This window comes from Arthrobacter sp. 2MCAF14, assembly GCF_052115645.1.
Classification (GTDB): domain Bacteria; phylum Actinomycetota; class Actinomycetes; order Actinomycetales; family Micrococcaceae; genus Arthrobacter.
The window spans coordinates 33,984-48,868 of record NZ_JBFRHB010000004.1 but is presented as its reverse complement, the minus strand read 5'-3'; the positions used below and the strand labels follow the sequence as shown (position 1 = coordinate 48,868).

At 64.8% G+C, this 14,885-nt stretch carries 15 protein-coding genes; 13 read left to right on the top strand and 2 right to left on the bottom strand.

From position 1 onward, the window contains the following. The first annotated feature begins 2 nt into the window (after window positions 1-2). The 4 genes from AB4074_RS04695 (at window position 3) to AB4074_RS04680 (ending at window position 3,467) form a co-directional block, all read left to right on the top strand. Window positions 3-1,394: a GntP family permease gene (locus tag AB4074_RS04695; RefSeq protein ID WP_441412330.1), complete on the top strand. Its 1,392-nt coding sequence runs from the start codon at window positions 3-5 to the stop codon at window positions 1,392-1,394. A gap of 352 nt (window positions 1,395-1,746) precedes the next feature. Continuing rightward, window positions 1,747-1,947, top strand: coding sequence for a hypothetical protein (locus AB4074_RS04690; protein ID WP_059388808.1), 201 nt, complete (start codon window positions 1,747-1,749; stop codon window positions 1,945-1,947). Between the two features lie 57 nt (window positions 1,948-2,004). Beyond that, window positions 2,005-3,171: a WD40/YVTN/BNR-like repeat-containing protein gene (locus AB4074_RS04685; RefSeq protein WP_441412329.1), complete on the top strand. Its 1,167-nt coding sequence runs from the start codon at window positions 2,005-2,007 to the stop codon at window positions 3,169-3,171. Between the two features lie 8 nt (window positions 3,172-3,179). Beyond that, window positions 3,180-3,467 carry a MoaD/ThiS family protein gene (locus tag AB4074_RS04680; protein ID WP_236813790.1) on the top strand — a complete coding sequence of 96 codons (288 nt, stop codon included), beginning with the start codon at window positions 3,180-3,182 and terminating at the stop codon, window positions 3,465-3,467. 16 nt (window positions 3,468-3,483) lie between these two features. On the opposite strand, the gene AB4074_RS04675 is transcribed toward AB4074_RS04680, so the two are convergent. Continuing rightward, window positions 3,484-3,720: a hypothetical protein gene (locus AB4074_RS04675; RefSeq protein WP_059388807.1), complete on the bottom strand. Its 237-nt coding sequence runs from the start codon at window positions 3,718-3,720 to the stop codon at window positions 3,484-3,486. Window positions 3,721-3,946: 226 nt separating this feature from the next. After that, window positions 3,947-5,263, bottom strand: coding sequence for an MFS transporter (locus tag AB4074_RS04670; protein WP_345448187.1), 1,317 nt, complete (start codon window positions 5,261-5,263; stop codon window positions 3,947-3,949). A gap of 208 nt (window positions 5,264-5,471) precedes the next feature. Between AB4074_RS04670 and AB4074_RS04665 the strand changes: the two genes are divergently transcribed. From AB4074_RS04665 to AB4074_RS04625, 9 genes are all read left to right on the top strand, one after another. Continuing rightward, window positions 5,472-6,242: an IclR family transcriptional regulator gene (locus AB4074_RS04665; RefSeq protein ID WP_441412328.1), complete on the top strand. Its 771-nt coding sequence runs from the start codon at window positions 5,472-5,474 to the stop codon at window positions 6,240-6,242. A 167-nt stretch (window positions 6,243-6,409) separates the two neighbouring features. Further along, the gene (locus AB4074_RS04660; protein WP_441412327.1) at window positions 6,410-7,333 is read left to right on the top strand and encodes a shikimate dehydrogenase; all 924 of its coding nucleotides are present in this window, start codon (window positions 6,410-6,412) and stop codon (window positions 7,331-7,333) included. Further along, complete coding sequence (locus AB4074_RS04655) at window positions 7,333-9,255, top strand: bifunctional sugar phosphate isomerase/epimerase/4-hydroxyphenylpyruvate dioxygenase family protein (protein WP_441412326.1); 1,923 nt, start codon at window positions 7,333-7,335, stop codon at window positions 9,253-9,255. Before AB4074_RS04660 ends, AB4074_RS04655 begins: the two co-directional genes overlap by 1 nt. A gap of 54 nt (window positions 9,256-9,309) precedes the next feature. Beyond that, the gene (pcaH, locus tag AB4074_RS04650; RefSeq protein WP_441412456.1) at window positions 9,310-10,185 is read left to right on the top strand and encodes a protocatechuate 3,4-dioxygenase subunit beta; all 876 of its coding nucleotides are present in this window, start codon (window positions 9,310-9,312) and stop codon (window positions 10,183-10,185) included. A 3-nt stretch (window positions 10,186-10,188) separates the two neighbouring features. Next, window positions 10,189-10,755 carry a protocatechuate 3,4-dioxygenase subunit alpha gene (gene pcaG / locus AB4074_RS04645; RefSeq protein WP_441412325.1) on the top strand — a complete coding sequence of 189 codons (567 nt, stop codon included), beginning with the start codon at window positions 10,189-10,191 and terminating at the stop codon, window positions 10,753-10,755. Next, entirely contained in the window at window positions 10,752-12,233 is a 1,482-nt protein-coding gene (locus AB4074_RS04640) for a lyase family protein (RefSeq protein WP_441412324.1), read from the top strand. Before pcaG ends, AB4074_RS04640 begins: the two co-directional genes overlap by 4 nt. Next, the gene (locus tag AB4074_RS04635; protein WP_441412323.1) at window positions 12,226-13,041 is read left to right on the top strand and encodes an alpha/beta fold hydrolase; all 816 of its coding nucleotides are present in this window, start codon (window positions 12,226-12,228) and stop codon (window positions 13,039-13,041) included. Before AB4074_RS04640 ends, AB4074_RS04635 begins: the two co-directional genes overlap by 8 nt. Then, window positions 13,038-13,499 carry a 4-carboxymuconolactone decarboxylase gene (gene pcaC / locus AB4074_RS04630; RefSeq protein ID WP_441412322.1) on the top strand — a complete coding sequence of 154 codons (462 nt, stop codon included), beginning with the start codon at window positions 13,038-13,040 and terminating at the stop codon, window positions 13,497-13,499. Before AB4074_RS04635 ends, pcaC begins: the two co-directional genes overlap by 4 nt. 139 nt (window positions 13,500-13,638) lie before the next feature. Beyond that, entirely contained in the window at window positions 13,639-14,883 is a 1,245-nt protein-coding gene (locus AB4074_RS04625) for a thiolase family protein (protein ID WP_441412321.1), read from the top strand. Window positions 14,884-14,885: the final 2 nt, after the last annotated feature.

Genomic DNA, 14,885 nt, shown 5'->3' with positions numbered 1-14,885 from the left:
CCATGAATGAATTCCTGAACTGGCTGCGGCACGATACGGCCGGCCTGCTTATCCTGGCAGGCGCCGGCATTGCCCTCCTGTTGTTTCTGATCATCAAAGTCAAGGTAGAACCGTTCATTGCCTTGGTGGGTACCAGTGTGCTCGTCGCGCTAGCGGGCGGCGTGAGCATCGATGCCCTTGTCGGCTCGCCCATCAAGAGCGGCGACGCCCTCATCGAGAAGGGCTTCGCTGGGATCCTCGGACACATCACCCTGATCATCGGCCTGGGCACTGTCCTGGGCGCCATCCTGGAACGTTCAGGTGGCGCGGAGGTCCTGCTGGGCAGGCTCGTGAAGGTCTTCGGCGAAAAGGGAACGCCGCTGGCCATGGGCGTCACCGGTTTTGTCCTGGGTATTCCGGTCTTCTTCGACATTGGTATTTTCGTGCTCGCACCCCTCGTCTACGTGGCGGCGGTACGCGGCGGGAAATCCCTGATCCTGTACGCCTTGCCGCTCCTCGCCGGACTCTCAGTGACCCACGCCTTCCTGCCGCCGCACCCGGGTCCCGTAGCCGCAGCAGGATTGTTCCACGTTGAACTTGGCTGGATCATCATCATGGGCCTCGCTTGTGGCATCCCTGCCTGGTTCGCTTCCGGCATTCTCTGGGGTCAGTGGATCGGCAAGCGCGTGCAAGTGGCCGTCCCGGAAGATCGCGTGATCCCGGAGGCAGAGGAAGCCGTGGGCCACGAACCGCCCATGAGCGTCGTTGCCCTTGCCATCGGCCTGCCGATGCTGCTGATCCTTGGCGCCACCTTCGGCAATGTCTTCCTGCCCGCTGGTGGATTCCGCGATGCCCTCGTGTTCTTCGGCAACCCGGCCATTGCGCTCACCGTTGCCGTCGCACTCTCGATGTGGCTCCTCGGCACGCGTCGGGGCATGAGCGCCAAGGACCTCTCCGAACTGAGCTCGGCCTCGCTGAAACCGGTCGGCATGATCCTGCTTGTTGTTGGAGCCGGCGCATTCTTCGGCGCAGTGCTCTCGGCAACCGGGGTAGGCAACGCGGTGGCTGACAGCTTGGCCAAGGCAGGGCTCCCGGTCATCGTGTCCGCTTACGTGATCGCCTGCGGCATGCGCCTCGCCCAGGGTTCCGCCACGGTCGCGATCGTGACCACCGGCGGCATCCTGGCTCCGGCGCTCACGGCCGGACACTATTCGCAGCCGCAATTGGCCCTGATTGTGATGGCCATCTCTTCCGGCTCTATCATCGCCAGCCACGTGAACGACGGCGGATTCTGGATCATCTCCAAGTACTTCAACATGTCAGTCAAGGACACCCTGAAGACGTGGACAGTGCTGGAAACCGTGCTCTCGGTAGTGGGCTTCGGCATGGCGGCCCTGCTGTACCAGTTCGTCTAGGCTGGTTCCGCGCTGCGCAAAGAGCTGAGCGATACGGAAAATCCCTGGCGCCACCGGATTCTGTGGGCGCCAGGGATTTTGCGCATCGCCAAGGTTAAACAAAGAGCTCCGGAGTGCGTTATTGGGGGATACGCACTCCGGAGCGGACTTTGGAGCAGGTTCTTTGGGTTCCTGCTGACAATTAGCTTACGTGCCCCAACAGCACTCCGCTACCAATCTGAATAACTACTTTCACTTTACTTTTTCCGACTCGGATTTCAGGGCGAAATCCGGCGTTTGATCAGGTCCCCGGCCCCTTGTAGTGCACCCGGCGCAGGCCTAGCGTTAACTTGCACAGGAAGGGGTGGTCCACGTGGAGATCTTCATGTGGTGGCTGGACATAGACCTCAAGAGCAAGGAATGGCTGCGCGAGAACCTTCGTGCCACGGAGCTTCCGCTGGAAGTTCTGCAACGCATTGCCGATGTTGGCGGCCCGCGCCTTGAAGAGCTGGCAGGCGGGCTGAGCGACGCTGACTGGGACTTCATTGAGACGCAGTCCGAGTTCGTGGACTGAGACGGTTTCCTAGACCGGTTCATAAAATCGTTGCGGCTCCCGCCCTAGGATGGTTGCATGGGGTGCATGGCAACCGCAGAGAGTTATGTCTTGGCCATCGGGACCAAAAAAGGACTGTGGCTGGCACGCAGCACAGACCGTAAGGAATGGTCCCTTTCCGGTCCGCACTTCCTCATGAGCGAGATCCCCAGCATCGGGATCGATACGCGCGGGGACACGCCCCGGATCATGGTGGGCGTGCGATCCGAACACTGGGGTCCCACCGTGGCCCACTCCGATGACCTTGGCGCCACATGGACCGAGCCCGAACAAGGCGCCATCAAATTCCCCGAGGGAACCGAGGCTGCGCTGGAACGGATCTGGCAGATCTACCCCGATTCCGCCTCCCGCCCCGGGGTCGTCTGGGCCGGTTGCGAACCGATCTCCGTCTGGAAATCCACCGACGGCGGCGAACACTTCGAGTTGAACCGCGGCCTGTGGGACCACCCGCACCGCAGCGAGTGGGGAGCCGGCTACGGCGGGGCTGCCGCCCACTCGATTGTGGTCAACCCCTCCGGGGAGAACGTCCACGTCGCCATGAGTACCGGAGGCGTCTACCGATCGCTCGACGGCGGAGCCTCCTGGGAGGCCCGCAACAAGGGGATTTCGGCTCGCTTCATGCCCGATCCCAACCCCGAGTTCGGCCAATGCGTGCACAAGATCGCCGCGGATGCCGCCGTCGAAGGCCGGTTGTATGCGCAGAACCACCACGGCGTGTACCGCACGGATGACAACGGTGAGAACTGGATCTCCATCGCGGATGGCCTTCCGGCAGATTTCGGCTTCGTCATGCTCACCCATCCCCGCCGCGAAGGGACCGCGTGGGTGATTCCGATCAAGGCCGATAGTGAGCGGATTCCGCCGGACGGCCGGCTTGCGGTGCACCGCACCGACGACGCCGGTGGGTCATGGAAGCGCTTGGATGTGGGCCTCCCGGACCACGAATACAACGCCGTGCTCCGTGACGCGGCGGCGGTGGACACTGCTGAACCCACCGGGGTGTACTTCGGGACACGCGGCGGTTCGGTCTACGCCAGCGCCGATGAAGGCGAGTCTTTCATCGAAGTTGCCTCGCACCTGCCTGATGTTTTGTGCGTCCGCGCTGCCGTCATCTCCGGGGTTGTCTCAGCAGATGTGGCCGACGAATTGGCCACTGCCTCCGCAGCATCCGGTCTTCCGGCTTAGGACGGATCTTGCCCGATATCACCGTGGTTTTGCCTAGCGTTCTCCAGCCCCTCGCCGGCGGGCAGTCCTACCTGACTACGCCCGCCGACGGAGCTGTGACCGTGGAAAGCTTGCTTGACGCTGTGACCGGTAATTACCCGGTGCTGGCCCGGAGGCTCCGGGATGAAACCGGTTCGCTCCGGCGCTACGTGAATATTTACGTGAACGGCGAGGAGGTCCGGCGTCTGAAGGGTCTGGATACTGAGGTAACGGCCGGCCAGGAGGTCTTGATCATCCAGTCCGTGGCTGGCGGCTGAGCGGTTCGGGGCCAGGTCAGGCCACTCGCCAGACTGTGCATTCGTCGGTATTGATGGCCTTGCGCAGGCCCGTCAGCTGATCCATGATCCAGACGACGCCGATGCCCGGGGCCGTTTCCTGGACGCTGCCCCTGCGGATGACAACGTCATCGTAGGAGGGTCCGACGGAGAGGCGGGCTTCAATCTGGTCGCCGCGGTGCAACTGGTCAAGCGCGCGGATTCTTGTGGGGTGGGTTGATACTTCCTTCAACATGGTGGCCTCCCTGGCTGGAGCTGCCAGCTTTTGCCGGCTATTCCAGTGTGGCGGGCCAATGTTGCAGGGTGGTTTCGTACGGGTTAGCCGTGGGTAAGACTTCCGTTAGCAAAAAATCCGTTGCTCCCCACCGGCCCCCTAGCCTCGCAAGCTCGGCCAAGGAACCCTGCCGGCGTGGGCCCAAGCCGGTGGGTGGGGAACAACGGATGTCTTTGGAGGGAGCGCCCTACTTCAGGCCGAGCTCCGCCGTCGGGGTCTTGAAGGATTCGCGGGCAGTCATCGCGGAGACCGCTGCGATGACGCAGATGACTCCGGTGAAGATGCTGATCTGGACCCAGCCGCCGGCCTTGGTGCCGCCCATTGCGGTAACGATGGTCGGGGCGAAGCCTGCCATGAGGAAGCCGATCTGCGTGCCGATGGCCAAGCCGGAGAAACGGACCTTGGTGCTGAACATTTCGCCGTAGAAGGAGGGCCACACTGCGTTTGCTGCGGCGTATCCGAGAGCGAAGTACACCACGGAGACCAGGAACATGAGCGGCACGTTTCCGGATTCGAGCGTCAAGAGGAACACCGGCGTCATGATGGCGCTGGCTACGGCGCCGTAGATGAAGACGGGCTTGCGGCCGATCCGGTCGGCCATCCTGCCGAAGACAGGCTGTGTGCCGAGCGCGACGACGTTTGCCGCGACGACGAGCCACAAAGTGATGGTGCTGTTGACGTGGGCCACGTCCTTGGCATAGGCAATGGCCAAGGTGCCGAAGACGGTGCTCACGGCCGAGATGAAGGCGCAGCAAATAACGCGCAGAACGTCGGCCCAGTGCAGCCGGAGGAGGTCGGCCACGGGAAGCTTGGCGATCTGGTTGTTCTTCTTGGCCTCGGCGAATGCGGGCGGCTCGTGCAGGGTACGACGGATGAAGAACGCCACCAGGACCACCACGGCGCTGAGCCAGAACGGGATGCGCCAGCCGATGCCGTACTTGATCTCGTCGGGGAGGGCGACCACGGGGATGAAGACCAACGCTGCGAGGATCTGGCCTCCCTGGGTTCCGGTGAGGGTCCAGGAGGTAAAGAACGAACGGCGGTTGTCCGGAGCGTGTTCCAGCGTCATGGACGAGGCGCCGGCTTGTTCACCGGCGGCCGAGAGGCCCTGGCAGAGGCGTGCGAAGACCAGTAGCGCCGGAGCCCACCATCCGATGGCCTTGAAATCAGGGAGGCAGCCGATGATGAACGTCGCACCGCCCATGAGCACCAGGGTGAACATCAGCACGCGCTGGCGGCCGATGCGGTCGCCGAAGTGTCCCAGGATGATGGCTCCAACCGGCCTTGCCACATAGGCGAAGCCGAATGTCGCGAAGGACATGATGGCTGCGTTGGCGTCGGCGCTGGGGAAGAAGACGTGCGGGAAAATCAGGGCCGCGGCCGAACCGAAGATAAAGAAGTCGTAGTACTCGACGGCGCTGCCGAGGAAGCTGGCGAGGGCGGCCTTCTTCGGCGTTCCCGCCGTGGCAGTGCCCGGCGTCGTAGACGGGATCGTGTGACTCATGGTGTTCCTTTTGTGTGACGGCGATGTCGCATCTGGCTGAAATTTGCGTACCTGGAACGTCGATGTGGGTCCGGCAGCGGCCTCACACAGTAGCCACATTGTGAGAGCTACTTGTGCGATATAGCAATGATGGCTGTGAGCGCAGTCACTTGTCAAGATGTTTATTCACCATCTAGCAATAGCTCTCACGATGTGGCAATCTTTAGTTATGGATGTGAAGGAAGACACAAAGACCGACATGATCGGCAAGGCCCTGGGCCTCCTCGTATTGCTGGGCAATGAGCCGAAGGGGGCCAGCGCCTCCGAGCTCGCCCGCCAGGCGGAGCTGCCCTTCAGCACTACGTACCGGCTGCTCGGATCCCTGACCCGCGACGGATTCGTCGACTACGAGGCCGATGGCCGCCGCTACCATCTGGGACTTCGCGTCTTCCAGCTCGGTCAACGGGTATCAAACCACCACGGCTTTGCCGGGACCGCGCGGCCCATCCTGCAGCGCGTGACGGAAGGGACCGGCGAGGCCACCATCCTTTCTGTGCGGGACGGCCACCACCACCTCACGGTCAACAAGGTGGACGGTCCCCAAATGTTCCGGGTCACAAGCGATCCGGGGCATCTTGGAATGCTGCACACCACGGCAGTGGGCAAGGCGCTTGTTGCCTTCGCGGACGGCGACGAGCGGCAGCAGTTGGTGGAAGAGCTTGAGCTGGAGCCGCTGACGGAGTTCTCCATTACGGACCGCGACGCTTTCCGCCTGGAAATCGAGAAGGTCCGTCGCCAGGGCTACGCGGTCATGGACGAGGAAAACGAGGTGGGTATGCGCGCCGTCGCCGTCCCCGTCCTCAATTCCCAGGGCGTTGCCTTCGCATCCCTCGCCACCGCCGTCCCAGTCTTCCGGATGAGTGTGGAACAGCTCGTGGCGGTCGTTCCGCTCTTGAAGAGCGCGGCGTCCGAGCTCGCCGACCGCCTGCCGCAGCGCTAAAGGGCGTTAGCGGCTGTCACTTTTGTTCGCGATAAGAACACAAGTGCAATATGTGAACATTTTGTGTAGTCTGATTCATACCGCCCGGCGGAGCAGCAGACTCTGGATGACTCAAAGGATCCAGAGACGGCCAATCCGCGGGTGCAGTTGTCAAAGGAGCAATGAGCATGAGCAACCGAGCCGAATCCTTCCTGGTGGGCCTGATCGGTGAGGGCGTCACGCCTTCGCTGACGCCGCCCATGCATGAGAAGGAGGCCGACGTCCAGGGGCTGCGCTACCTGTACCGGCCCATCGACCTGCTGGAGCTCTCCCTGCCCGGCTCCGCCGTCGGCGATCTGCTGACCGCAGCTTCCCGGCTTGGCTACAACGGCCTTAACATCACGCATCCGTGCAAGCAACTGGTGCTGCCGTTCCTGGACGAGGTTTCCGAGGACGCCCGGCGGCTTGGCGCTGTGAACACCGTGCTGATCAAGGACGGACGCTTCATTGGCCACAACACAGACTTCTCCGGCTTCGGCTCCGCTTTGGCCAGCGGCCTTCCCGACGCCGGCCTGAACCGGGTTGTCCAACTCGGCGCCGGTGGTGCGGGCTCCGCCGTCGCATATGCCCTGCTTTCCGCGGGGGTCAAGACACTGGATCTGGTGGATGTGGACCCCGCGCGCTGCGCCGAACGGGCGGCGGAACTGGCCGCGCTGTTCCCGGGCAGCACCGTCACTGCGCGCACGACGGCGGAGCTGCCGCGACTCATGCCGCTTGCCGACGGTTTGGTGCACTGCACACCGGTGGGCATGGCCGCTCATCCAGGCCTCCCACTGGACATGTCCCTCGTGGAACCCCGGCATTGGGTGGCTGACATCGTCTACCGGCCGATCGAAACCCAGCTCGTGCTCGAGGCTCGCGCCAAGGGTTGCCGCGTGCTCGACGGCGGACGCATGGCCGTGGGCCAGGCCGCCGACGCTTTCCGCATCTTCACAGGCCGCGACGCCGATCCGGAACGGATGCGGGAGCATTTCCTGGAGCTTGTGGGCGCCGAAGACTCCAAGGCTGAAGAGTCGAAGGCCGACAAGGCACTCGCCGGGGCGGGGCACTGATGCGCACGGGAATCGCCACGGTCTGCCTCTCCGGCACGCTCAAGGAAAAGATGCAGGCCTGTGCCATCGCGGGCTTCGATGGGATCGAGATCTTCGAACAGGACCTCGTCACCTCGCCGCTCAGCCCTGAGGACGTGCGGAAGATGGCCGCGGACCTCGGACTCGGGCTGGATCTTTACCAGCCGTTCCGCGACTTCGACAGCGTCTCCGAAGACCTCCTGCAGGAAAACCTGCGCCGGGCGGACGCCAAGTTCAAGCTCATGTCCCGCCTCGGCATGGACACCATCCTGGTGTGCACCAACGTGGGAACCGCCACGATCGACGACGATGACCTCCGGGCCGGGCAGCTCTCCCGCCTGGCGGAATTGGCCGGGGACCACGGCGTCAAAGTGGCGTACGAAGCCCTGGCCTGGGGCAAATACGTCAACGACTACGAGCACGCTCACCGCTTGGTGGACACGGTGGACCACCCCAACCTGGGCACGTGCCTGGACTCCTTCCACATCCTTTCCCGCGACTGGGACACCGCGCCCATCGAGGCCATCAAGCCCGAGAAGATCTTCTTCGTCCAAGTGGCCGACGCTCCGAAGCTCTCTATGGATGTCCTGTCCTGGAGTCGCCACTACCGAGTGTTCCCGGGCGAAGGACAGTTCGAGCTTGCCAAGTTCATGGGCCACGTGGCCCGCGCGGGCTACTCCGGCCCGGTCTCGCTGGAGGTCTTCAACGACGTCTTCCGCCAATCCGATGTGGAGCGCACCGCCGTCGACGCGATGCGCTCGCTGATCTGGCTTGAGGAACAGAGCGCCAAATGGCTCGACGAAAACGCGGCCTCCTTTGCACAGGGAGCCGGAAGCGGTGACTCGCTCGCCAACGCTGCCGGCCGGCGTCGTTATCCCATGGAACTGGCCACGCTGCCCAAGGTGGCTGAACCTGCCGGCTTCAACTTCGCCGAGGTCAAGACCGATGAGCCCGCCCAGCTCGAGACGCTTCTGGGCCAGCTTGGCTTCGAATTCGACGGCCGTCACCGGACCAAGGACGTGCAGTTGTGGTCCATGGGGCAGGCACGCGTCATCATCAACGAACAAGCTCCGTCGCACAGTGAACCCGCCATCGCGGCGTTGGGGTTCGACGTCGACTCTCCCGTCATTGCCTCGGCCCGCGCCCAGCAACTCAAGGCCCCCGTGGTGCCCCGGAAGGTCCAGGCCGATGAGGAAGTGTTCCAAGGCATCGCCGCCCCGGACTCCACCGAGATCTTCCTGTGCCAGGGCAGCCCGGACGGGACGGCGGCATGGACCCATGAATTCGGCGAAGGCCTCGAGCACCCTTCAGCAGGAGCGCAAGCGGTGATTGACCATGTGAATTTGGCCCAGCCTTGGCAGCACTTCGACGAGGCCGTCCTTTTCTACACGAGTGCCCTCGCACTGGAACCTCAGCCGTTCGCCGAGGTGGCGAGCCCGAGTGGCCTGGTGCGCTCGCAGGTCATGGTGACTTCCGACCGTGCCGTGCGCCTCGTCCTGAACCTTGCTCCCGTCATCCAGCAGGGACCAGGCCAGCAAGGCAACGGCGCCCGCAAGAGCTACCAGGAACACATCGCCTTCGCGGTGGACGACCTCGTGGCTACGGCCCGGACGGCGCAGGCACGGGGGCTCGACTTCCTCCGGATTCCGGCGAATTACTACGAGGACCTGGACGCGCGCTTCGCCCTGGATCCTTCGTTCCTGGCCACCCTCAAGGAACTGAACCTTCTCTACGACAGGGACTCCAACGGTGAATTCCTCCACTTGTACACCGCCACGGTGGGCAGCGTGTTCTTCGAAATGGTGGAACGCCGTGGCAACTACGACGGCTACGGCGCCCCCAACGCCCCGGTGCGGCACGCCGTCCAGTACGACTCGCTTCACGCCCACCACGTGCACCGCTGAACAGAAACGCAAGCAGAGACCAGGAAAGCAACCACCCGAAAGGAGCCGGCCGTGCTGCTAGACGCAAATGCCGGGCACTACCAAGACGACGACGAGCTCGTACCTGCGGCCGAACCGCATGCCGCCCACGCGCCGTCGGACGCCGCCGTCGAAACCCAAGCGGATCTCAGTGCCGAGATCGAGGCGATCGGCGAGGCGTACGCCCAGGCGCTCAAAGACGGTGCCGCGCCGGAGACCCAGCCCCGCCTGGACTTCGCGCCGTACCGCAGCAGCATCCTGCGCCACCCCACCAAGAGCCTGCACCACGCAGACCCGGAGACCATCGAGTTGTACTCGCCGGCGTTCGGGCACCAGGACGTGCACGCCTTGGAATCCGACCTCACCATCCAGCACAACGGCGAACCCCAGGGCGAGCGGATCATCGTGCAAGGCAAAGTGCTCGACGGCGACGGCCGCCCGGTTGCCGGCCAGCTCGTGGAGATCTGGCAGGCAAACGCCGCCGGCCGGTACATCCACAAGCGCGACCAGCACCCGGCCCCGCTCGACCCGAACTTCACCGGCGTCGGACGCTGCATCACCGGACCGGACGGCTCCTACCGCTTCACGACGATCAAGCCCGGCGCCTACCCCTGGAAGAACCATCTCAATGCCTGGCGGCCGGCACACATCCACTTCTCGCTGTTCGGCACCGACTTCACGCAGCGAATCATTACCCAGATGTACTTCCCGGGTGACCAGCTGTTCCCGCTGGACCCCATCTACCAATCGATCGTGGACCAGGACGCCCGCGACCGCCTCGTGGCCAAGTACGACCACGAGCTGACGAGCCCCGAATGGGCCCTCGGCTACAACTGGGACATTGTCCTGAGCGGGTCAAAGCGGACCTGGACCGAAAACGAAGCCTTTGGCGACGCCGGGGATGAGGAGTAGAACATGAGCAAGCTGACACCCACACCCGGCCAGACCGTCGGCCCGTTCTACGGCTATGCCCTCCCCTTTAATAAGGACAACGAGCTCCTTGCTCCGGGCAGCGCCGGAAGCATCCGCCTGCAAGGCACCGTGTACGACGGTGCCGGAGACGCCATTCCGGATGCCATCCTGGAGATCTGGCAGCCCGACGCCGAAGGCAAGGTGGTCCAGCGCACGGGCTCCCTGGTCCGCGATGGCTACACGTTCACCGGCTGGGGCCGTGCTGCGGTAGGCAACTCCGGTGTCTTCACCTTCACGACGGTCAACCCCGGACCCACCTCCCCGGGGGCAGCCCCGTTCATTTCCGTCGCCGTCTTTGCCCGTGGCCTCATGAACCGACTGTTCACGCGTATCTACTTGCCGGAAAACGAGCAAGCGCTCGCGGCCGATCCGCTGCTCAGCTCCCTCGATCCAAAGCGGCGCAGCACCCTGATCGCACGCCGCGAGGGGGATGGCGGCCTCACGTGGGACCTGCGCCTTCAAGGCGGGAACGAGACTGTTTTTCTCGACTTCGAAGGTGCCTCCCAGTGAGTGGCGACGGCGATTTCGGGCTGCTCAGCCCGGTTTCGGCGTCGCCCGCCGTGGTGGCGCTGACGGGTGACCGTGCGGTGATCGCGGCCATCCTCGACGTCGAGGCCGCCTGGGCATCCGTGCTCGAAGACGCGGGCTTCGCGCCCGCCGGTTCCGCCGCCGTCGTCACCGAGGCCACGGAGTCCTGGGCCTACGACGCCGCTTCCATCGCCGAACGCGCGCAAGGTGGCGCCAATCCGGTCATTCCGCTGCTGGCCGATCTCCGGGGCAGGGTCAGGCAGCTCGAGGCCGGACTTCCGGGCGGGGCGATCGGCGCTCTTGCCGCGGTGCACACCTCCCTGACCAGCCAGGACGTCCTGGATTCGGCCCTGATGCTGCTCGCGCACCGCGTGGTTTCTGCGCTTCTTGCCGAAGTAAAAGGTACGACGACGGCGCTCGCCGCCCTTGCGGAGCAGCATGGGGACACGCTGTGTGTGGGCAGGAGCCTGACGCAGCATGCGCTGCCGTTCACCTTCGGGCTCAAAGCGGCGCAGTGGTTCCACGGAGTGGCCGCCGCGGCCCGTCGCCTCGAAGCCTTGGAGCTGCCCGTGCAGTTCGGCGGCGCCGGTGGCACCCTGGCTGCCGGTACCGTGCTCGCGGAAGGCTCGCCGCTCGCGGAAGGCTCGCCGCTCGCGGAAGGCTCGCCGTCGAGCCCCTTTGACTTGGCCGATGCTTTGGCCGGGAAGCTGGGGCTGGCTCTCGCTGCGGCTCCTTGGCACACGAACCGCCTGCCCGTCACTGCACTCGGCGACGCCTTGGCCTCCCTGACTGACTCTTTCGGCAAGATCGCGTCGGACCTGCTGTTCCTCAGCCGCCCCGAGGTTGCCGAACTAGGTGAACCCCTTGCCGCGGGTCGGGGCGTTTCCTCTGCCATGCCGCAAAAGCAAAACCCGGTGCTGTCCGTGCTGATCCGCAGCGCAGCGCTCCAAGCTCCCGGGCTGGCAATGCAGCTGCACCTCGCAGCCGCGAACTTCAACGACGAACGTCCGGACGGCGCCTGGCACAGCGAATGGCAGGCCTTGCGGGGCTTGCTTCGGCTTGCACTTGGTGCCGCCACCCAATTGCGCGAGCTTGCCGAAGGACTCCGCGTCTTCCCCGAGGCGATGCGCCGCAACCTGGAAATCGCCGGGCCATTGCTGCTGAGTGAAGCTGTTGCGTCTTCCATTGCCCCGCTCCTCGGCGCGGACAGGAGCGACGCAAAGGCGAAGCTGCAAGCCGTCGTCGACGAGACCCTGCAAGCTCCGGTGGCGGAACAGGCCCGGATCTATACCAAGTTCCTCCGCGAAGCCGTCCCGGCCAGCAAGCTGACCGATGAGGAACTGCGGGCCCTTCTGGATCCGGCGAACTATGTGGGTGAGGCTCCCGAGATCAGCCGTCGCATCCTCGCCGCGTACCCCGAATTCACGCACACCAACCCGAAGGGAGCCGATCGTGGCTAAGCCCAACGTCAAGGCGGTGTTGCTGTCCCCACAGCGCACCTTGGGGGAGAAGCCGCTCCTGGTGGTGGGGCCCTCCCTCGGAACCTCCACGGTGTTGTGGACCGAGACGGCAGCCCTTCTCGGCGGTGACTTCGACGTCATTGGCTGGGACCTTCCCGGGCATGGAGTCTCCCCCGCGGCCTCCGAAACGTTCAGCGTCGCCGAACTGGCCGACGCTGTAGTGGATCTGGTTGACTCGATCGCACCCGGCGCCGAGTTCCACTACGCCGGGGACTCCTTGGGCGGTGCCACCGGACTGCAATTGGCCATCAAACACGGAGAACGGCTCAAGTCCCTGTCTGTGCAGTGCACCGGCGCAAAGCTCGGTACGCCGGAGGGATGGCTGGAACGGGCTGAAACCGTCCGCGCGCAAGGCACGGCGGTAATGATCCAGGGTTCCGCGCAGCGTTGGTTCGCTCCCGGTTTCATGGATCGCCAGCCAGTGGTCAGCAGCCGCCTCCTGCACGCCCTGCGGGACGCGGACCGCTTCAGCTATGCCTTCTGCTGCGAGGCCCTCGCCGGATTCGACGTCCGCGCCGAACTCGGCAGCATCACCGTCCCAACGCAGGCAGTGGCGGGCGTCGAGGACACTGTTGCACCGCCGTCGTTCGCTGAAGAAATTGCGGACGGCATCAACTCCAGATTCAACACAGCTGGCGGCACCGCTATCGCTATTGCGCTCGACGGCGTCGGGCACCTTGCGCCCGCGGAGGCGCCCGCCGTCGTCGCGGACCTCATGCGGACGTTCATGACGGAGGCCGGAAAATGAGCACTGATTCTTCGCAAGGCGCCGTTCAACGCGACGCCACCTCGCAGGAAATCTACGACGCCGGCATGGCGGTCCGCCGTGAAGTGCTCGGCGACGCGCACGTGGACCGTGCCAACGCCAAGAAGGACGAATTCACCGAGGACTTCCAGGACATGATCACCCGCATCGCCTGGGGCGGCATTTGGACCCGCCCGGGCCTGACGCGGCAGATGCGCTCGGCCGTCACCATCACCGCGATGGTGGCGCACGGGCACTGGGAAGAACTGGCCATGCACGTCCGTGCCGCCATCACGAACGGGCTGAGCAGGGACGAAATCAAGGAAATCCTGCTGCAGACCGCCATCTACTGCGGAGTCCCCTCCGCCAACACCGCATTCAAGACCGCACAGGGCGTTTTTGCGGAACTCGACGAGACCACCGAATCCACCGAACCCGCGAGCCCGACCCCACCCAACTGACTCGCATTAGATGTCGTTTTGAGCCCTCATAACGACATCTAATGCGTGGGCCCACGCCGCCAGGGTTCCCTGGCCGAGCTTGCGAGGCAAGGGTGGCGGTGGGGACTAGTTGGGACTACAGACACTTAGAGGAGACCCCATGAACCAGGCGTATGTGTACGACGCCGTGCGCACACCTTTTGGAAAATTCGGCTCGGGCCTTGCCGGGGTACGGCCGGATGACCTCGCGGCCCACGTGGTGCGCGAGGCCGTCAAGCGCGCCCCTGCTTTGGATGTTGAGCGCATCGACGAGGTGGTGTTCGGGAACGCCAACGGCGCCGGCGAAGAGAACCGCAACATCGCCCGCATGGCCACCCTCCTGGCAGGGCTCCCGACGTCGATCCCGGGCACGACGGTCAACCGCCTGTGCGGTTCCTCCCTGGATGCCGCCATCATCGCCTCGCGCCAGATCAACGCCGGCGACGCCGAGCTGGTCCTGGTGGGCGGGGCTGAGTCCATGTCCCGAGCGCCGTGGGTATTGCCCAAGACCTCCAAGCCGTACCCGGCCGGTGACATGACCCTGGCCTCCACCACCCTCGGCTGGCGCCTGGTGAACCCGGCGATGCCGAAGGACTGGACCATTTCCCTGGGCGAGGCCACGGAACGGCTGCGTGAGAAATACGGGATCACCCGGGAGCAGCAGGACGAGTTCGCCGCGGCCTCGCACAACCTCGCCGCCGCGGCGTGGGACGAAGGCTTCTACGACCAGTTGGTGACGCAGGTTCCGGGCACCGAGCTGGTCCGTGACGAGGGTATCCGTGCGGGCTCGACGGCGGAGAAGCTCGCCGGGCTCAAGACCGTCTTCCGTCCCGAATCAGCCGACGCCGCCGCAGCTAAGACCACAGGCGGCACGGTCACCGCAGGCAACGCTTCGCCGCTGTCCGACGGCGCCTCCGCGGCCTGGATCGGCAGCGAAAGCGCCGCCGGGCTGCTCGGGCTGGAGCCGCTCGCCCGCATCGCCGGCCGCGGAGCACACGGAAACGATCCCCAGTTCTTCGGCTACGCGCCGGTGGAGGCCGCTAACAAGGCACTCGCGAAGGCAGGCATCGGCTGGGAGCAGGTGGGCGCCGTCGAACTTAACGAAGCGTTCGCCGCGCAGTCCCTGGCCTGCGTCGATGCGTGGGGGATCGACCCGTCCATTGTGAACCGGCATGGCGGCGCGATCGCGATGGGCCACCCGCTGGGCGCCTCCGGCACCCGGATCCTGGGCACCTTGGCCCGCAGCCTTCAGGCTTCCGGCGAGCGTTGGGGTGTCGCCGCGATTTGCATCGGCGTCGGGCAGGGGCTCGCCGTGGTGCTTGAGAACGTCACTGCCGGAAATTCGGCACAACCGGTGAAGGGCTAAGG